The organism is Brevibacterium sp. MGP-B1, assembly GCF_057766545.1.
On sequence record NZ_CM173407.1, the window covers coordinates 920451 to 939655 of the forward strand.

Annotated in this window: 14 protein-coding genes; 11 read left to right on the forward strand and 3 right to left on the reverse strand. The window is 63.2% G+C overall.

Annotated features, from left to right (window positions below; all coding sequences use genetic code 11):
• Positions 1–21: 21 nt before the first annotated feature.
• Complete coding sequence (locus tag AC3CD9_RS04275; RefSeq protein ID WP_488366476.1) at positions 22–675, forward strand: MBL fold metallo-hydrolase; 654 nt, start codon at positions 22–24, stop codon at positions 673–675.
• A gap of 14 nt (positions 676–689) precedes the next feature.
• On the opposite strand, the gene AC3CD9_RS04280 is transcribed toward AC3CD9_RS04275, so the two are convergent.
• Positions 690–1274 carry a hypothetical protein gene (locus AC3CD9_RS04280; RefSeq protein WP_488366477.1) on the reverse strand — a complete coding sequence of 195 codons (585 nt, stop codon included), beginning with the start codon at positions 1272–1274 and terminating at the stop codon, positions 690–692.
• A gap of 259 nt (positions 1275–1533) precedes the next feature.
• Between AC3CD9_RS04280 and AC3CD9_RS04285 the strand changes: the two genes are divergently transcribed.
• The 7 genes from AC3CD9_RS04285 to AC3CD9_RS04315 all read left to right on the forward strand — a co-directional run bounded on the left by AC3CD9_RS04285 (position 1534) and on the right by AC3CD9_RS04315 (position 13136).
• Entirely contained in the window at positions 1534–3339 is a 1806-nt protein-coding gene (locus AC3CD9_RS04285; protein WP_488366478.1) for an ABC transporter family substrate-binding protein, read from the forward strand.
• A gap of 104 nt (positions 3340–3443) precedes the next feature.
• Positions 3444–4988, forward strand: coding sequence for an ABC transporter permease (locus tag AC3CD9_RS04290; RefSeq protein WP_488366480.1), 1545 nt, complete (start codon positions 3444–3446; stop codon positions 4986–4988).
• Complete coding sequence (locus AC3CD9_RS04295) at positions 4985–6016, forward strand: ABC transporter permease (protein WP_101544900.1); 1032 nt, start codon at positions 4985–4987, stop codon at positions 6014–6016. Before AC3CD9_RS04290 ends, AC3CD9_RS04295 begins: the two co-directional genes overlap by 4 nt.
• Positions 6016–7938 carry an ABC transporter ATP-binding protein gene (locus AC3CD9_RS04300; protein WP_488366481.1) on the forward strand — a complete coding sequence of 641 codons (1923 nt, stop codon included), beginning with the start codon at positions 6016–6018 and terminating at the stop codon, positions 7936–7938. Before AC3CD9_RS04295 ends, AC3CD9_RS04300 begins: the two co-directional genes overlap by 1 nt.
• 106 nt (positions 7939–8044) lie before the next feature.
• Positions 8045–9955, forward strand: a complete 1911-nt coding sequence (typA, locus tag AC3CD9_RS04305) for a translational GTPase TypA (RefSeq protein WP_488366482.1) — start codon at positions 8045–8047, stop codon at positions 9953–9955.
• Positions 9956–10007: 52 nt separating this feature from the next.
• Positions 10008–11327 carry a PIG-L family deacetylase gene (locus AC3CD9_RS04310; RefSeq protein WP_488366483.1) on the forward strand — a complete coding sequence of 440 codons (1320 nt, stop codon included), beginning with the start codon at positions 10008–10010 and terminating at the stop codon, positions 11325–11327.
• 48 nt (positions 11328–11375) lie between these two features.
• A complete protein-coding gene (locus tag AC3CD9_RS04315; RefSeq protein WP_488366484.1) occupies positions 11376–13136 on the forward strand; it encodes a VanW family protein in 1761 nt (586 codons plus the stop codon).
• Between the two features lie 33 nt (positions 13137–13169).
• Here the strand turns inward: AC3CD9_RS04315 and AC3CD9_RS04320 are convergent, their stop codons facing one another.
• Entirely contained in the window at positions 13170–14255 is a 1086-nt protein-coding gene (locus AC3CD9_RS04320) for a GNAT family N-acetyltransferase (RefSeq protein WP_488366485.1), read from the reverse strand.
• Positions 14256–14445: 190 nt separating this feature from the next.
• On the opposite strand from AC3CD9_RS04320, the gene fdxA reads away from it, so the two are divergent.
• The 3 genes from fdxA to AC3CD9_RS04335 all read left to right on the forward strand — a co-directional run bounded on the left by fdxA (position 14446) and on the right by AC3CD9_RS04335 (position 17415).
• Positions 14446–14772 carry a ferredoxin gene (gene fdxA / locus AC3CD9_RS04325; RefSeq protein WP_025776980.1) on the forward strand — a complete coding sequence of 109 codons (327 nt, stop codon included), beginning with the start codon at positions 14446–14448 and terminating at the stop codon, positions 14770–14772.
• A 3-nt stretch (positions 14773–14775) separates the two neighbouring features.
• Entirely contained in the window at positions 14776–15897 is a 1122-nt protein-coding gene (gene dapC, locus AC3CD9_RS04330) for a succinyldiaminopimelate transaminase (RefSeq protein ID WP_488366487.1), read from the forward strand.
• A gap of 234 nt (positions 15898–16131) precedes the next feature.
• The gene (locus AC3CD9_RS04335) at positions 16132–17415 is read left to right on the forward strand and encodes a citrate synthase (protein WP_101544913.1); all 1284 of its coding nucleotides are present in this window, start codon (positions 16132–16134) and stop codon (positions 17413–17415) included.
• Between the two features lie 814 nt (positions 17416–18229).
• Here AC3CD9_RS04335 and dapD read toward each other — a convergent pair.
• On the reverse strand, positions 18230–19174 hold the full coding sequence (gene dapD, locus AC3CD9_RS04340) for a 2,3,4,5-tetrahydropyridine-2,6-dicarboxylate N-succinyltransferase (protein WP_488366488.1): 945 nt from the start codon (positions 19172–19174) through the stop codon (positions 18230–18232).
• Positions 19175–19205 lie beyond the last annotated feature (31 nt).

The window sequence follows — 19205 nt, forward strand, 5'->3', positions numbered from 1 at the left end:
CACAGATTGAGGAGTTTGGAAATGCACACGATCGAAACCGAGCACGTCATCATCCGCTCTATCGCGGTCTCCGAGATGGCGAACAACGTCTATCTGCTCACCGCAAAAGAGACCGGCTCCCAAGTGCTCATCGACGCCGCCGACGACGCCGAGGCGATCACCGAGCTCATCGACTCGGGAGCCCAGGACACCGACGCGGAACCCATGCTGCGAGCGATCATCACCACACACCAGCACTGGGATCATATTCGGGCACTGCGGGCCACCTCGGAGAACTATCCGGAGGCGATGACGATCGCCGGTGCCGCGGACGCGGCCGCCATCACCGAGGCGGAAGGAGTGGAGATCGCGCATTCCGTCGATCACCTCGATGTCGGGGACTTCGGCGGATTCGTCCTCCAAGCCATCGCACTGCGAGGGCACACTCCCGGCTCGATCGCGCTGCTTCTGCGAGACGGAGGTCAGACGATCCTGTTCTCCGGTGACTCGCTGTTTCCGGGCGGGCCGGGCAAGACCTGGTCGGCCGAGGATTTCACCTCTCTCATGGACGACCTCGAGGAGCGGATCTTCGGCGAACTTCCGGACGAGACTCTCGTCCTGCCCGGACATGGGGATTCGACAACCCTGGGCGAGGAACGGCCGAAACTGGGGGAGTGGCGCGAACGCGGCTGGTGACCGCAGTTCGCTCGTCAGCTCGGCAGTGCTGCGAAGCCGATGAGCGCCCAGACGATGGCGAGGAGACCCACGGCGATGATGCCGAAGTTCCATCTCGTCTCGATGACACGCTGCCCACCGGGGTTGGCGAGTTCTGCGTCGCTGAGCGACGAATAGCGCTCGAGCACGGTGTCGACGGCCGGGCTCGGATTCTCGACGAGCTGGCGCATACCGTGCTCATCCTTCTCCCACTTCTTGCCTTTGCCGGCCAGCGGCCATGAGGCGAATTTCTTCTCGTGGGTGCGCACGCTCAGACCGAAGTGGGTCTCGAAGCCGTCGACGAGGTTCCACGGGATCGTCACGGTCTGCAGGGGGTTGACCAAGATGAGCTGCTGTCTGTGCAGCTCGACACGGGGATGCCGATAGCAGACGAAGACCAAGGTGCCGACGGCCAGCGGGATGCCTGCTGCGGCCAGACCGCGCAGCGTGAAATCGCCGAAGAGGATTGAGAGCACGCCCAAGGCGCAGAGGCCGCCGACGATGAAGAACAGGGCCGTCGAACTCGTCGTCCGTACGACGGTCGGCTCGGTCTCATTGCGATCTATCTCACTGTCAGCCACCTGATCATCCTATCCATTGAGACTGAACAAAAGTTGTCTGTTCCCTTGGTTTCGAAACGGTAACGATTCCGAAATTTGCTCAGTATGTGGACTCCGTCACAGTCGCCGGTGAATTAACTTTGTTGCAATCCATGTGAAAAACATGAACGCGGTCACATGCGCTTCGGTCTCTGCCGAAATGCTTCACGTGACCGGAATGCACTCCGGTTTTGGGGTGCAAGAACGAGGGTGACTCGCCCTAGAACAACAAGGAGAGAACGTGAACAAGCGCTTCCTCGCGGCCGGTGCCTCTGTGGCTGCCGCTGCAATGGTGCTCACCGCCTGCACACCCCCTGGCGGAGGCGATGACGACGAAGCATCGAAGGACACCGCCATCAATATCGGTTGGAACGAATCGTTCCGATCGATGAACACGCTGACCGCCAACGGCAATGCAACCTCGAACGCCATTCTCACCTACATGATGAATGACAACTTCGGGTACTACGACGGTGACCTCGAAGTTCAGGACGGAGCCCTCGGCAAGGTCGAACAGGTCTCCGAAGACCCGCTCAAGGTCAAGTACACATTCAATGATGATGCCAAGTGGTCCGACGGCACTCCCGTCGACGCCGCCGACCTGGCGCTGACTTGGGCCGGCACCTCGGCGAACTTCAACACCGTCGAAGCCAACAACAACGACGACGGCTCGGTGAAGAAGAACGACGCAAAGACCGTCTACTTCGATTCCTCGACCGCCGGTTCGGCTCTGATCAAGAAGTTCCCGGAGATCTCCGATGACGGCAAGGAGATCACCCTCGAGTACTCCAAGCCCTTCGCTGACTGGCAGACCGAATTCGGCACCGGTGCCGACGGCGTCGGTGTGCCCGCCCACATCGTGGCGAAGAAGGCTCTCGGGGTCGACGATGCCGAGAAGGGCAAGGAGGCCATCCTCAAGGCCATCAAGGACAAGGACACCGAGAAGCTGTCGAAGATCTCGAACACCTGGAACACCGGGTTCGACTTCACTTCGATGCCGAAGGACGAGGACCTGCTGGTTCACAACGGTCCGTACAAGATGACCAAGTTCGAAGAGGGACAGTACGTCACCCTCGAGCTTGACGACAAGTACACCGGTCCGGTGAAGCCGAAGGTCAAGACCGTCACGGTCCGCTACAACGGCGATCCGATGGCGATGATCCAGGCGATCGAGAACGGTGAGGTCGATATGACTCAGCCGCAGGCGACCGCTGACGTCCTCTCCGCCGCCGAGAAGATCGACGGAGTCAATGTCGATGCCGCCGATGGTGCGACTTATGAGCACGTCGACTTCACTTTCGACAACAAGGGTCCCTTCGACCCTGCCGCCAACGGCGGCGACAAGGAGAAGGCGAAGAAGGTCCGTCAGGCGTTCCTCAAGGCGCTGCCGCGTGAGGATATCGTCGAGAAGATCATCAAGCCCCTCAACGACAAAGCAGTCACCCGTGATTCGTACTCGCAGGTGCCGGGCTCGCCGATGTACGACGCGATCACCAAGGTCAACGGCGTCGCCGATGCCGCAGATGGAGACGTCGAGGCCGCGAAGAAGCTGCTCAAGGAAGCCGGAGTGGACTCCCCGACCGTCCGAGTCATGTACGACAACACGAACTCGCGTCGCCAGCAGGAGTTCCAGCTGATCAAGGAATCGGCTGAGAAGGCCGGCTTCAAGATCAAGGACGTCGGAGATGTCAACTGGGGCACCCGCCTCGGCGACGGCACCTACGATGTGTCGCTGTTCGGCTGGCAGTCCGAGGGCACCGGCGTGACCGAGAACGATGCGAACTTCCGCTACGGTGCGCAGAACAACTACGGCGGCTACAAGAGCGAGAAGATGAACAAGATTCTCGACAAGCTGCTCGTGTCCAAGGAAGAGGAACAGCAGGATCTCCTCATCGACATGGAGAAGCAGCTGACCGAAGATGCCTTCGGCGCGCCTATCTTCCAGTTCCCTGAACTGACGATCTACCGTGACAGCGTGAAGAACGTGAAGTCGACCGCTGTGTCGCCGACGATGTTCTGGAACTACTGGGAGTGGGAAGTCAACTGATCCGCGACTGACGCGATCGGTTCTTCTCCACTCAAGCCTTCTGTGGGGATCACTGTGTGGTCCCCACAGCGGCGTTTTCGGAAGATTGAAACGGAACTCCCACCATGATCAGATTCATCCTCCGACGATTGCTGTCGACAGCGCTCGTGCTCCTCGTCGTCACCTTCGTCCTCTACCTGCTCCTCAACGTCGCGCTCGACTTCTTCTGGGACCTGCGCGCGAGCACATCACCGAACATCGAAGCTCTCTACGAGTCGCGTCGCAGGCTTCTCGACCTCGACACTCCGGCAGTCGTCCGCTACTTCAAATGGCTGGCAGGAGTCGGCGGCTGCGCCATCGGCCAATGTGACTTCGGCATCGCCTGGAAGTCCGGCCAGGAAGTCACCGAACAGCTGCAGGGCGCGATCATCAACACGATCAAGCTCATCACCGCCTCGACGATCGTGGCCATCATCCTCGGCATCGCCGTCGGCATGATCTCGGCCATCCGCCAGTACTCGGGCTTCGACTACTTCATCACCTTCGTCTCGTTCCTCCTCTATTCGCTGCCCGTCTTCTGGGTGGCGGTGCTGCTCAAGCAGTACGGAGCGATCGACATCAACAACTTCATCAACGATCCGACCCTGGAATCCTGGTGGCCGATCATCATCGGCTGCGTGGCCATGGGGCTGTTCTGGATGGGGGCACTCGGGGGCAGCGCGAAGCGACGCGTCATCACCTTCGTCGCCGCAGCGGTCATCACCTTCGGCACCATCTACTACATCCTCGCCAGCGGCTGGATGCAGCAACCGACGATCGGCCTCCTCGGCGTGGTCGTCATCGGCGCCGGTGCGGCCATCGTCATGACGTACCTGTCGACGGGGCTGAAGAACCGCCGCGTGCTCTACGCTTCACTCATCACAGTGGTCGTCGGCGCGCTGCTCTACTGGCCGCTGATGAACCTCTTCTACTACGTCGACATGAACTGGCTGTGGATGTTCGGGCTCTTCATCGTCGCGATTGCCGTCGCCATCGGCATCGGCCTGGCATTCCGCGGCCCGGACCCCTGGGACACCGCGCGTACGACGAGCTTCACCGCCATCATCGTGGCAGTGCTCATCTTCGCCGACCGCGTGCTGCAGGGCTGGCAGGAGTACTCAGACGACCCGGCTATCAACAATCGTCCGATCGCGACGATCGGTGCATCGGCGCCGAACATCGACGGCGACTTCTGGATCACGAACCTCGACTCGTTCACTCACCTGCTGCTGCCGTCGATCGCCCTCGTCCTCATCTCCTTCGCCTCGTACACCCGCTATACCCGCGGTTCGATGCTCGAGGTCCTAGGCCAGGACTACATCCGCACGGCACGGGCCAAAGGCCTCAACGAACGTACGGTGATCATGCGGCACGCTATGCGCAATGCGCTGCTGCCATTGGCCTCGGTCGTTCCTGTCGACATCATCACGATGATCGGCGGCGCCGTCATCACGGAGACGATCTTCGGTTGGAACGGCATGGGCAAGCTCTTCATCGACTCGCTGAGACAGGCAGAGCTCGACCCGGTCATGGCCTACATCCTGATCACAGGCCTGCTCGCTATCATCGCCAACCTGGTCGCGGACTTCCTCTATGCCGTCCTCGACCCGAGAATCCGAGTGAACGCATGAGTACTGACAACGACAAACAGAACGCTCTCGCCCTCGACGAAGTCGGGGACAATGCGATCGAGTCGAAGGAGACCGAAGGTCTTTCCCAGGGCAAGATCGTCCTGCGCAAATTCCTCCGTCACAAAGGCGCGATGATCTCGATCGTCGTCCTTGTGCTGGTGGCCATCTTCGCCTTCAGCGCCCAGGGATTTGCGGGAATCCCCGGTTGGTGGAAGTTCAGCCATACGGCGTCCGGGCCCGTGGTCAACCCCGGCGGAGCCCCGACCTGGTCGTTTGCGAACTTCTTCTCACTCGGCGATCATCCCTTCGGTCAGGATGAGATCGGTCGTGACAACTTCGCCCGAGTGATGAAAGGGACGCAGATCTCTCTCGTCGTCATGTTCATCATCGGAATCGTCTGCCTGATCATCGGCACGGTCATCGGTGCTGTTGCGGGCTACTACCGCGGTTGGGTCGATTCGGTGCTCATGCGCATCACCGACGGCTTCGTCATCCTGCCGGTCATCGTCGTCGGATCGATCCTCGGTGTGCTTGTCGGCGGAGCGAACGGCCCGCTGCTCGGTGTGGCCCTCGGGTGCATCCTCTGGGTGGGTCTTGCACGTCTCGTCCGCGGCGACTTCATGTCGCTGCGCGAACGGGAGTTCGTTGATTCGGCCCGCGTGGCCGGAGCCAGCGACTTCCGGATCATGTTCAAGCACATGCTACCCAATGCCATGGGCGTCATCATCGTCAACACGACGCTGATCATGAGTCAGGCGATCGTGCTCGAAGCCTCGCTGAGCTACCTCGGCTTCGGCATCAAACCACCCGGCATCTCGCTGGGACAGCTCATCAGCGAATACCAGACCTCCTTCGCCACTCGTCCGTGGCTGTTCTGGTGGCCCGGCTTGTTCATCATCGTCATCGCCCTGTGTGTGAACTTCATCGGGGACGGTCTGCGCGACGCGTTCGACCCGCGGATGAAGACCATCCCGAGCTGGAGGAAGATGAAGAAGGCCGAGCGCATGGCACAGAAAGAGGCGAAGTGATGGCTGATAAGAATGCAGACGCCCAGCCGAAGAAGGGCTCCCCGATCCTCGAGGTCAATGACCTTGGAGTCCAGTTCTGGGTCAGTGACGAATGGTGGATGGCCGCCGAGCACCTCGACTACACGGTCAATGCCGGCGAGGTTCTTGCGATCGTCGGCGAGTCCGGCTCCGGAAAGTCTCAGTCGAGCATGTCACTGCTCGGTCTCCTGCCGAGCAACGGCCGTGCGACCGGCTCAGCGAAGCTCAACGGGCGTGAACTCATCGGCATGCCGCCGGAGAAGATGCAGGCCGTGCGCGGCAACGACATCTCCGTGATCTTCCAGGAGCCGATGACTGCGCTCAACCCGGTCTACACCGCCGGGTACCAGATCGTGGAGACCCTGCGCGTCCACCTCGACATCGGTCCCAGTGAGGCGAAGCAACGGGCGCTCGAGCTCATGCGGCTCGTGGAAATCCCTGATCCGGAGGATCGATTCCATTCGTTCCCGCACCAGCTCTCCGGCGGTCAGCGACAGCGCATCATGATTGCGCAGGCTCTGGCATGTCAGCCTAAGCTGCTCATCGCCGATGAGCCGACTACGGCGCTCGACGTCACGGTGCAGGCCGAGATCCTCAAGCTCATGCGCGAACTGAAGTCGAAGCTCGACGCCGGAATCATCCTCATTACCCATGACATGGGCGTGGTGGCGGATATGGCCGACCGCATCATCGTCATGCGTGCCGGCAAGGTGGTCGAATCGGGTACCGCGGAGGAGATCTTCTACAACCCGCAGCATCCGTATACGAAGCAGCTCCTCGAGGCTGTTCCCCACCTCGGCGAGGGTACCGACAGCGAAGCATTCGGCGCCAGCATCGGCGATGTCGAGGCCTCGCTGTCCGATATCACCTCCGATCAGGCTTCGCACGCCGATGACCCGGTCGGCCAGCCGGCCACCGGGGCCGGCGGTGACGGTCTCTCCGAGGCCGGAGCGGCCGATATGGCCGTGGCCGAGGCGCGCGCTCAGGTGACCGCGCAGGACCGTCCCGATATCGAGATGGACTCCACGGAGACGTACTACCATCCCGGTTCGCAGGCGGACTTCTCGAAGCCCTCTGCCCTGCAGCTGCGTGACGCCGCGATCGAGTACCCCGCAATCGGACGGAAGAAGGCCTTCCGCGCCGCTCATCACATCAATCTCATGATCGCCCCCGGCGAAGTCGTGGGCCTGGTGGGGGAGTCCGGTTCGGGTAAGACCACGATCGGGCGCGCCGCTCTGGGGCTGCTGCCCACCGTCGAAGGCGATATGGTCGTCAACGGCACGAGCATCAAGGGTCTGAGCAACAAGCAGATGAGGCCCCTGCGCAAGGAAGTCGGGATCGTGTTCCAGGATCCCGGTTCCTCGCTCAACCCACGACTGCCGGTCGGGGAGTCGATCGGTGAGCCGCTCTACCTCCACGAGGGGATGAAGGGGCCGGAGCTGAGCAAGCGGGTCGAGGAGCTGCTGACCGCGGTCGAACTGCCGACTTCGATGCGCAACCGCTACCCGCATGAGCTCTCCGGCGGTCAGCGTCAGCGCATCGGCATCGCCCGTGCCCTGACCCTGCGACCGAAGCTGCTCATCGCGGATGAGCCGACCTCGGCGCTCGACGTGTCCGTGCAGGCGAAGGTCCTCGACCTGTTCGAAGGCCTGCAGAAGGAATACGGCTTCGCGTGTCTGTTCATCAGTCACGACCTGGCCGTGGTCGAGCGCATCGCCGAGCGCATCGCGGTGATGCGCCACGGCTACCTCGTCGAGATCGGCAAGTCCTCGCAGGTTGTGTCGAACCCTGTCCACCCGTACACACAGCGTCTGCTGTCGGCGGTTCCGGTTCCGGATCCGCAGGAGCAGCGCAAGCGCCGGGAGGCCAGGGACGCGGTTCTCGAAGCCACGATGAACGCCTGAGTCCGCTCAAGCTGACGGCCACCTGCACGCGAGAGCGTGCGGGTGGCCGTATAATTGTCTGTTGGGTCCGGGCTGGACCGATCTCTCTATCTCAAAAAGGTTCTTGATGACTGAAGCCATCACACGACGGGAAAACCGCCGAAACGTAGCAATCGTCGCACACGTCGACCACGGCAAGACCACGCTGGTCGACGCCATGCTCCGGCAGACCGGTGTGTTCAGCGAACACGGCGACTTCGCCGAACGCGTCATGGATTCAGGCGACCTCGAACGCGAGAAGGGCATCACCATTCTCGCGAAGAACACCTCCGTCCTCTACAACGGACCCTCGGCCGGCGAGGACCCCATCGTCATCAATGTCATCGACACCCCCGGCCACGCCGACTTCGGCGGTGAGGTCGAGCGCGGACTGTCCATGGTCGACGGCGTCGTCCTCCTCGTCGACGCATCGGAAGGCCCGCTGCCGCAGACCCGCTTCGTCCTGCGCAAGACGCTGGCCGCGAAGCTGCCCGTCATCCTCGTGATCAACAAGACCGACCGTGCCGATGCCCGCATCGACGGAGTCGTCGAGGAAGCTCAGGACCTGCTCCTGGGTCTGGCCTCCGACCTCGCCGACGAAGTCCCCGACCTCGACGTCGACTCCGTCCTCGATGTGCCCGTCGTCTTCGCCGCCGCGAAGGCAGGTGCCGCCTCCCTCGAACAGCCCGCCGATGGAGCGGTCCCGGACAACCCCGACCTCGAACCGCTGTTCAAGACCATCCTCGAGACGATCCCGGCACCGGAGATCAACTCCGACGGCATCCTCCAGGCACACGTCACGAACCTCGACGCCTCGCCGTTCCTCGGGCGTCTGGCTCTGCTGCGCATCTTCGGCGGCACGCTGAAGAAGGGCCAGCAGGTCGCCTGGGCTCGCGGTGAAGAGATCAGCTCGGTGAAGATCACCGAGCTGCTCGAGACCCAGGGCCTCGACCGGGTGCCCGCCACGGAGGCCTCGGCCGGTGACATCGTCGCCGTCGCCGGCATCCCCGACATCATGATCGGCGACACGCTCACCGACATCAACAATCCGAAGCCGATGCCGGCGATCGTCATCGACGATCCGGCGATCTCGATGACCGTGGGCATCAACACCTCCCCGCTGGCCGGCCGTGAGAAGAACACTAAGGTCACCGCCCGCATGGTCAAGGACCGTCTCGACCAGGAGCTCGTCGGCAACGTCTCGCTCAAGGTCGTCCCGACCGAACGTCCCGACGCCTGGGAGGTCCAGGGCCGCGGTGAGCTGGCTCTGGCCATCCTCGTCGAGCAGATGCGTCGTGAAGGATTCGAACTCACGGTCGGCAAGCCTCAGGTTGTGACCAAGCAGGTCGACGGCAAGGTCCATGAGCCCTTCGAGGAGCTCACGGTCGATGTGCCGGAGGACTACCTCGGCGCCGTGACCCAGCTGCTGGCTGCCCGCAAGGGTGTCATGTCGACCATGACGAACCACGGCACCGGCTGGGTGCGGATGGAGTTCAAGGTTCCCGCACGCGGCCTCATCGGATTCCGCACTCGCTTCCTCACCGAGACCCGCGGCACCGGAATCGCGAACACGATCTCGGCCGGATACGGGCCGTGGGCCGGCAACATCGAGTTCCGCATCAACGGTTCGCTCGTGGCCGACCGCGCGGGAACAGTGACCCCGTACGCGATGATCAACCTGCAGGACCGCGGAACCTTCTTCGTCGAACCGACCTCCGAGGTCTACGAAGGCCAGATCGTGGGCGAGAACTCGCGCGCCGACGATATGGACGTCAACATCACGAAGGAGAAGAAGCTGACGAACATGCGTTCGGCTTCTGCTGACAGCTTCGAGAACCTCACTCCGCCGCGCAAGCTGACTCTCGAGGAGAGCCTCGAGTTCGCTCGAGAGGACGAGTGCGTCGAGGTCACCCCGGGTGCCATCCGCATCCGCAAGGTCGAACTCGATCAGAAGGAACGCGCAAAGCTCTACGCGAAGATGCGCCGCCAGAACGCCTGAGCCGGAATCCTTGATCCGGCAGCACCGAATGACCTCGAGCACCCAGGAACCAATGACTGTTACGCCACGCGTCCTCTTCGTGCACGCTCATCCCGACGATGAGACGATCACGACAGGCGGCACGATCGCCGAATTGGTCTCCGAGGGTGCCGAGGTCATGGTGCTCACCGCCACCCGCGGTGAGGGCGGCGAGGTCATCCCCGCAGAGCTGAAGCGGCTCGAGGGTGACCGGGCCGGTCTCGCCCGGGTCCGGGAGCAGGAGATCGCCGAGGCGATGCGTGCTCTCGGCGTGCGCATGCACACCTTCCTCGGCGGGACCACGCGCACCTTCGAGGATTCGGGAATGGAATGGGGGCCGGACGGTCACGCTCGGCCCGCGTCATCGATGACCGACAATGCTCTGTGCGCAGCTGACATCACGACCGTGGCCAGACACATCGCCGCTGTCATCGATGCCTTCGAACCGCATGCGATCATCACCTATGCCGCCAACGGGGGCTATGGTCACCCCGACCATGTGCGGGTGCACGAGGCCACGACTGCGGCATTCGACTTCGCCGAATGGCGGACCGGTCGGCTGCTCTACGTCGACATCCCCACCGAGGTGGCCCGCCGTTCGTTCGACCCGCACCAGGCAGGCTTCGCAGACACCGGATTCGCCCCCGCCGACACGATCCCGGCCAAACCACCGGTCGGTCAGATCGTCATCGACCAGGACGTCAGCGCGGTGCTGCCGGCGAAACGGGCAGCACTGGAAGCCCACCGCACCCAAGTGAGTGTCGCCGGCGGCTTCTTCGCCCTGTCCAACGGCGTCGGCCAGAAGATCGGCGACCGCGAATACTTCTCTATCGGAGCGGGGGCGCCGATCCCGTCCGAGATCCTCAGCGCCGGACCGGCCCCGCACGTGCTCACCGGACTCGACATCGCAGCGGTGGACGCTCAGGAGAACACGGCGGCGCAGCCCCTGCGACGGAGTCGCGCACCGCGGAAGCCAGGAGTCTTCGCCTACCTCCACTCCGCTGTTCTCGGACTGCTCATCGCCTTCCTCGGCACCATGCAGCACCTCAACGTCACGGTGGTCAACCTCGGCGAGACCCCGATCATCCTGCCGTGGGGGCTCGTGCTGGCCCTGGCCCTGGCCGCAGCGGGGCTGTGGCACCTGAAGACGATGTATCGCAGCAGCGCCCCGATGCTGGTCGCCGCCGTGATCATCGCCGTACTGTCCTTCGTCTTCGGTCAGCCGAAGTGGCTGCCCGGCGCCGATATGATCGTCACCGGACTGCTGCGTTCCGTTGTGTGGCTGCTCGGGCCGATGGTCCTGGCTGCTGTCTTCTCCTTCATCAACGTGCGCGGGCACGATCGCACTCGCTAGACTCGTGCGAACCGCACCGAATCAGTCGTTATCGACACCCTCGGGAGAATGATGCCGACCAATACCTTGTCCGATGGAACCTCGAACGCAGGCGGGCCCGACCCGTCCGACAACGGCGCCCGGAAGAAGAAGATCTGGCCCTTCATTCTCGTGGCCTTCGTCGTGCTGGCCGCCATCTATGTGGTGATCGGCTTCTTCAGCGGTCGTATGCTCGCACCGGGGACGACCGTGGCTGGGATCGACATCGGCGGCAAGTCAGCGACGGATGCCGAGAACACCCTGCGCAACGACCTGCGCGAGGACGCGGAAAAGGACATCGTCCTCAAGGCCGGAGAGCCGACGGCGAAGCTCGACCCGGAGACGGCCGGAATCACCTTCGACTCGGAAGCGACAGTCGAACGCATCACCGGCTTCAGCCTCGACCCCACCGTCATCTGGGACCGCCTGTTCGGCGAAGACGAGGTCGACCCCGTCATCAAGGTCGACGCTGAGAAGTTCGACAAGGCGACCGCGAAGGTCACCGAGTCACTGGCCGTCGAACCGAAAGACGCCGAACTCGAGTTCGACAAGACCACACCGAAGGTCAAGGACGGCAAGAAGGGCCAGACCGTCGACACCGCCGCCGTGCGCACAGCCGTCGACGATCATTGGCTGCGCACCGAGGATGCTCTCCCGGTCAGTCCGACGAGCGTCGATCCCGATATCACCACGCCCGAAGCCGAAGACATGGCCGACGGATTTGCGAAAGACGCCGTGAGCAAGGACCTCACGATCACGGCGAAGCCTGCGAAGGATGCGGACTCGGAGGTCAAGGGCGGTGACCTCACCGTGTCCCCGAAGACCGTCGCGAAGACTCTGACGTTCAAAGCCGAGGACTCGAAGCTCAAGCCAGTCTTCGATCAGGAGGCTCTGCAGAAGGCCGTGCTGGCGGCGAACAAGGACATCGGACGACCGGCCGAAGACGCGAGTTTCGAGATCAAGGACGGCAAGCCCGAGGTCGTGCCGTCCCGCAATGGAATCGGAATCAAGGCCAAGGAACTGACCGGCGCGGTCACCGACGCCATCAACGGCAAGGAGGACAAGCCCACGGTCACACTGGCCTCGGTCAAACCCGAGTTCACGACGAAGGACGCGAAGAAGGCCGATGTCTCCGACACCGTGTCCCACTTCTCCACCGGCTACAGCTCGGAACCCAACCGCGATACGAACCTGCGGGTGGCCGCGAAGAGGGTCTCCGGCACGGTTCTCAAACCGGGTGAGCAGTTCTCCCTCAATGAAGCTCTGGGCCAGCGGACCGCCGCAAACGGCTACAAACCTGCCGGCGTGATCTCCGAAGGGCAGATGAAGGAAGACTATGGCGGCGGCGTCTCACAGGTGTCGACGACCCTGTTCAATGCGGCGTTCTTCGCCGGCTTCGAACTCGACGAACACCAGGCGCATTCGCGCTATATCTCCCGCTATCCTGAAGGCCGGGAGTCGACCCTCGACTGGTCATCGATCGATATGAAGTTCACGAACAGCTCGAAGACTCCGGTCGTCCTCGACATGTACCTCAAAGACGGTGAGGTCCACGCGAAGGTCTTCGGCGTCAAGAAGTACGATGTGTCGGCCGACGCCTCGGATAGGTTCAATCACACCTCACCGGGGTCGGTCACCGAGAGCGGTCCATCGTGTTCTCCGCAGTCGCCGAAGGGCGGCTGGTCGATCCGGATCACTCGGACCATGAAGGACATCGCTTCGGGTCAGACCACGAAGGACGGCTTCACCACGGTCTACCGTCCGGTGAACAAGGTCGAGTGCAAGGGCTGAGCCCCCTTCGCGGGATTCCGACCGGCTGGCCGGTCAGCGTGCTTCGGCGTACCAGGACCGGTGACGCACTGTGGCTCCGAGAGAGGCGAAGAGGCCCAGCGATGCCTCATTGCTCGACTCGATGTCGACGAGGTAGGATCGGACCCCCCGTTGAGCGAGCAGCGCCGCCGCGGCTGCGGCCACCGAACGTCCGGCACCGCGTCGCCGCAGATCGGGACGGGTGATGAGGTTGGTGATGACACCCCACTTGCTGCGCTCGACCACCCTGCAGGCCGCCACCATAGTCCGGGATCCATCGGGATGCTCGGCATAGGCGGTGACGAACTCACACGGCTGATCGGCTTCAATGAGTGTCTTGAACGCCTCAGCCGAACCCGATTCCTCACCGGGGCTGCGCTGCGACGTCCATGCGGCGAAATGCTCGGAGGTCGGTGCATCGGAGACGTCGATGATCAGACCTGCCGCGGCCGCCTCGGCGGGGGAGGACGCACCGCCGGCTGCCTCTGCCGTGGCGCCGGTGAGCAGAAGTGTGGCCTCGGAAGGGGTGTAGCCGCGAGCTGAGAGCAGGGGAGCGAGCCCCTCACATTCTGGTGCCAGCGTCGAGGAATCGTCAGCGGAATAGATCTGGACGCGGCTCGGCTTGCCTCGGGTCCGATACCACTCCTCGACGGCGTCGAGCCCCTGTTCCCACCCGAGTCCGGTGTCGGTCACAGGCAGGCAGGAATTGGCGCGCCGGGTCGCGGATTCCGAATGACGCAGCAGCCAGCCCTTCTGCAGCAGGCTGACCTCGGCGGCCGCCTCGGAGCCTTCGTTGCGCAGATTCTCCACGTGCAGCCAGGACACGTCGTGAGGAAGCCAGGCGGCGGCCGAGATGCGCCGCAGATCCACGGCGGAGACGATCTCATGTGTGCGCCCGGCCTTCGTCGGAGCCGGGGGCACCTCGTGGACGAGGAGGATCTGGTCGCGAGCGATGCGCAGGGGACCGCGCTTCGTATCGATCTCGAGCCCCGCCTCGTCGACGGCTGTGACGACGCCGAGGGCATCCGACGTCGAATGGGTGTCACCGGGTGCGAGCGAATACCGCACGACCACTCGTCTGCCGGGCTGCAGATCGTCCACTTCTGGCCTTCCTCCGCGAAATTGATGCCCTCCCACCCTATGACACGCACGTCCCGGTCGGGTGCAGGCGTGAGCGGGGATGTCAGATGCAATGCGAATCACCTGAGACCGGTGGTCACGAGAATCGGGCGAAGGCGTATTGTGGGATGTATATGCGCACCATCTGTGAGTCTTTCGAGGAGTCAGCCCAGTGACGTACATCATTGCCCAGCCCTGTGTCGACCTCAAGGACAAGGCCTGTATCGACGAATGCCCCGTCGACTGCATCTACGAGGGCGAACGCAGCCTGTACATCCACCCCGACGAATGCGTCGACTGCGGTGCGTGCGAACCGGTGTGCCCCGTCGAGGCCATCTTCTATGAGGACGATGTGCCCGATGAGTGGGAAGAGTACTACAAGGCCAACGTCGAATTCTTCGACGACCTCGGTTCGCCCGGCGGTGCCGCGAAGCTCGGCAACACAGGCAAGGACCACCCGATCATCTCCGCCCTGCCGCCGCAGAACCACGACGACTGACCGATGACGAACACCTTCGGACTCAACCTCCCGGACTACCCCTGGGACCGTCTCACGGAATACCGCAACCGGGCCGCCGAGCATCCCGACGGAGTGTGTGACCTCTCCATCGGCACTCCGGTCGACCCCACCCCCGAGGTGATCCGGCGTGCTCTGTCGGACGCAGGGGATGCGCACGGGTACCCGACGACCGCCGGAACCGCACAGCTTCGTGAAGCCATCGCCTGGTGGTACGAGAACTGGCATTCTGTTCAGCTCGATCCCGCCACCGAGATCCTGCCGACTGTGGGCTCGAAGGAGCTCGTAGCCTGGCTGCCGACCCTGTTGGGGCTGCGCGAGCGAGGACTGGCCGTCGCCTGTCCCTCCGCCGCCTACCCGACCTACGAGATGGGTGCGACGATCGCGGGCGTCGAATGCCGCCGCCTCGACGCCGCGCAGATCATCGACGGGGAGTCATTGGACGGTGTCGGTCTGCTGTGGATCAACACGCCGAGCAACCCGACCGGTGAGGTCCTCGACGTCGACACCCTCGCCGAGGTGGTTCGCCGTGCTCGTGCCGCCGGAGTCGTCGTCGCATCGGACGAATGCTACGGACTGCTCAATTGGGAATCCGATGAGCCGGCGCCGAGCGTGCTTGCAGCCGCGGGGGAGTCGAATGCCGGTGTGCTGAGTGTGTACTCGATGTCGAAGCAGTCGAACCTCGCCGGCTACCGCGCGGCGTTCGTCGCCGGTGACGCCGAGCTCATCTCCGACCTCACCCGCTCACGCAAACACGCGGGAATGATCGTGCCGTTCCCGATTCAGGCAGCCATGGTGGCCGGACTCCGCGACACCGAGCACGTGCTGGCGCAGAAGGAGACCTACCGGTCGCGACGTGAGCAGCTGCGTTCAGGTCTCGAAGAATACGGATTCCGCATCGACCATTCGACCGCCGGTCTCTACCTGTGGTCGACCGCGGACAAGAACTGCTGGGAGTCCCTGTCCGACCTTGCCGAACTCGGCATCGTGGCGGGTCCCGGAGAGTTCTACGGAGCAGCGGCTGCCGACCATGTGCGGATTGCGCTGACCGCCACCGACGAACGCATTCGAGCCGCGGCCGAGCGCCTTGGGGCCGCCGCGAAATGATTGCGGGGGTGGGGCACGGTGCGAAGGAGCCGACGGTTTCCGAGCGTCCGCTAAGTTCCTGCTAAGACTTCATGCAGGACGAAAAACTGTTATCTGCCCTGGTCAGACGTATTACCACCCAGTAAATGAAGCGTGCAGTGATTTTCTGATTCCCGCAGTTGTCGGTAGTCTTTGAAAGAACTGTGCAAAACACCTCAGGAAGTTCTTGGGGTCGGTCAACGGTGAGGAGATCGAATGACTTCGGAGGCGAACCTCAGGATCGCTGATACGGAGCTGACACTGCCCGAGGTGTCAGCAACAGCGGGCAACAACGGATACCGTATCGGTTCTCTGCTCAAAGAGACCGGCGCGGTCACATACGATCCAGGGTTTGCCAACACTGCAACCACCTCGTCGTCCATCACCTACATCGATGGTGACAACGGTGAGCTGCAGTACCGCGGGTACCCGATCGAACAGCTCGCGGAACAGTCGAACTTCGTCGAAGTCTGCTACCTCCTCATCTACGGTGAGCTGCCGACTCAGGAACAGTACGATGCCTTCGACGCTCGCCTGCGCGGACACACCATCGTCCACGAGGACCTGCGGCGCTTCTTCCGTGCGTTCCCGTACGACGCTCATCCGATGCCTATGGTTGCAGCTGCCGTCGCGGCTTTGTCGACGTTCTACCAAGATGACCTCGATGTCTTTGACGAAGACCAGATCGACACCTCGTCGTTCCGTCTGCTCGCGAAGATGCCGACCATCGCGGCACTTGCGCATCGGAAGAACATGGGCCTGCCGGTCATCCACCCGGATAACTCGCTGAGCCTCGTGGAGAACTTCCTGCGAGTGAACTTCGGTGTTCCCGCTGAGGAATACGAACCGGATCCGCTGGCGGTCAAGGCCATGGATCAGCTGTTCATCCTCCACGCCGATCACGAGCAGAACTGCTCGACCTCGACGGTTCGGCTCGTCGGCTCGTCGCAGGCCAACGTGTTCCAGTCGATCTCGGCCGGCGTCAACGCCCTGGCCGGACCGCTGCACGGCGGCGCGAACTCCGCAGTGCTCGAGATGCTCGAGCAGATCGCGGCCTCCGATGACGGACCGAAGAAGTTCATGGAACGCGTGAAGAACAAGGAAGACGGCGTCCGTCTCATGGGCTTCGGCCACCGCGTGTACAAGAACTACGATCCGCGCGCGAAGATCATCAAGAAGACGGCTGACGAGGTTCTCGCTCGGTCCGGCGGCGACCCGCTGCTCGAACTGGCTCAGCAGCTCGAAGAGATCGCGCTGGCCGATGACTACTTCGTCGAGCGCAAGCTCTACCCGAACGTCGACTTCTATACGGGCCTCATCTACAAGGCTCTCGGATTCCCGACGAATATGTTCACCGTGCTCTTCTCGGTCGGTCGCCTGCCCGGCTGGATCGCCCAGTGGCGCGAGATGATCAAGGACCCCGAGACGAAGATCGGCCGTCCCCGCCAGATCTACACGGGCGAATACAACCGGAACTACAAGGACATCAGCGAACGCTGAGTCCCGAGGCGCTCGGCCGTCCGCTTCACCGCGAACGGCTGAGCGCAGTCACGGCATGATGAGTGTCGCAGCAGACGCAACGGCGTCGGAGCAGAATCCTCTGCCCGACGCCGTTGCGCATTCACGAGTCGGTGTCGTGCGGCCGCTCCTTCCCCCTCCCGCGCCGGCTGCGATGTTCCGCGTTGCCTTTTGCCGCAGGTGCGTTTCTCCGGCAGGCCTCCCGCCGCTAACACTTCCTCACCGCGGGCCTTCGTTCGCCATCCCGCACCGGTAGTGCCACTATGCGCTGGTGGTGGCTTCTCCTACACGTACCGGGGCATGCGTCACCGTTCGTGCCACAACCTCCTGCAGGAACGCGTTGATGTGCCAGTGCCGGTGGGGGATGCGGGGCTTCCCGGCGAAGAACCATCGAAGGCACGCTGCTTCTGCAGCTGCCAGCAACCCTCACCGCTGGTGACTGTACCTACACTTCCTTGATCATCCCTCACCCTTCGTTCCACAACCGCCTGCAGGAACGGGGCGTTATGGCACGCGCGAGGTGTTTTGCCTCTAGCGGAGTGGCTTGAGACGAGGCATGGTGGATGCATGCTCGCAAGCGAGGCAGATGCGTCCTTGTTCGCAGGGGCTTCAGCGAAGGGACGCGATATCGCAGGAGTGAATGCGCTGAGGGCGCGTCCACATGATGTGAACGCGCCCTCGGCTGCTCATCGCAGGCGATTCGGCTTCAGCCTCACCGTCCGCAAGGTGCCCTCATCTTTCCAGCGAACGGCAGGTCGGTCGATCAGACCCGTTTCGCCGGTCGCCGGCGGCTGGCTCAGTGGAGGTCGGGGTTGAGCTCGATGCCCTTTGAGTCGCGAGCGATCGCCTCGACGGTGCCGGTGACAGAATTGCGGCGGAAGAGGATGTTGTTCTTCCCGCTGAGTTCGGCGGCTTTGACCACGGCATCGCCTTCGCCGGGGACCGTCACGCGAGTGCCTGCAGTGATGTAGAGACCGGCTTCGACGATGCAGTCATCGCCGATGGAGATGCCGACACCGGCGTTCGCACCGAGGAGGCTGCCCGAGCCGATGGAGATGCGGTGCGTGCCGCCGCCGGAGAGAGTGCCCATGATCGAGGCTCCGCCGCCGATATCCGATCCGTCTCCGACGACGACGCCCTGAGAGATGCGGCCTTCGACCATGGCCGACCCGAGCGTCCCGGCGTTGAAGTTCACGAAGCCTTCGTGCATGACGGTGGTGCCGGGAGCCAGGTGAGCGCCGAGGCGGACACGGTCGGCGTCGGCGATGCGCACACCGGAGGGGATGACGAAGTCCGTCATCCGCGGGAACTTGTCGAGCCCGTACACGGCAACAGGGCCGCGGGCGAGGAGCTTGGCGCGAGTGACCTCGAAGTCCTCGGGGGAGCAGGCGCCGAAGGAGGTCCACACGACATTGGCGATATGACCGAAGATTCCGTCGAGGTTGACATCGTTGGGGGTCACGACGCGGTGGGACAGTGCGTGCAGACGCAGGTAGGCGTCGGCCGCCGAGGCGGGACCGGCGTCGAGATCGATCGTGGTGGTGACGACCTCGGAGCGGGTGCCGCGGGCCTCATCGGTGCCCACCAGGGCGTCGAGACCGTCGTCGGCGGCGCGAGCGGTGGCGGCCGCCTCGGCGGTGTCGTGGGTATCACCGGTGCTCAAGGCGGGGTACCAGACGGAGAGGACGGTGTCGGAATGGATCGTGGCGAGTCCACGTGCGGAAACGATGCGTTCTGTCATGCCTCAAGCCTAGACGGTGGCGCCGTACTAG

Coding starts and splice junctions, on each gene's coding strand:
- AC3CD9_RS04290 (WP_488366480.1), top strand. CDS start 3,444: ATGATCAGATTCATCCTCCGACGATTGCTGTCGACAGCGCTCGTGCTC.
- AC3CD9_RS04310 (WP_488366483.1), top strand. CDS start 10,008: ATGACTGTTACGCCACGCGTCCTCTTCGTGCACGCTCATCCCGACGAT.
- AC3CD9_RS04315 (WP_488366484.1), top strand. CDS start 11,376: ATGATGCCGACCAATACCTTGTCCGATGGAACCTCGAACGCAGGCGGG.
- AC3CD9_RS04335 (WP_101544913.1), top strand. CDS start 16,132: ATGACTTCGGAGGCGAACCTCAGGATCGCTGATACGGAGCTGACACTG.
- typA (WP_488366482.1), top strand. CDS start 8,045: ATGACTGAAGCCATCACACGACGGGAAAACCGCCGAAACGTAGCAATC.
- dapD (WP_488366488.1), bottom strand. CDS start 19,174: ATGACAGAACGCATCGTTTCCGCACGTGGACTCGCCACGATCCATTCC.
- AC3CD9_RS04295 (WP_101544900.1), top strand. CDS start 4,985: ATGAGTACTGACAACGACAAACAGAACGCTCTCGCCCTCGACGAAGTC.
- dapC (WP_488366487.1), top strand. CDS start 14,776: ATGACGAACACCTTCGGACTCAACCTCCCGGACTACCCCTGGGACCGT.
- AC3CD9_RS04300 (WP_488366481.1), top strand. CDS start 6,016: ATGGCTGATAAGAATGCAGACGCCCAGCCGAAGAAGGGCTCCCCGATC.
- AC3CD9_RS04275 (WP_488366476.1), top strand. CDS start 22: ATGCACACGATCGAAACCGAGCACGTCATCATCCGCTCTATCGCGGTC.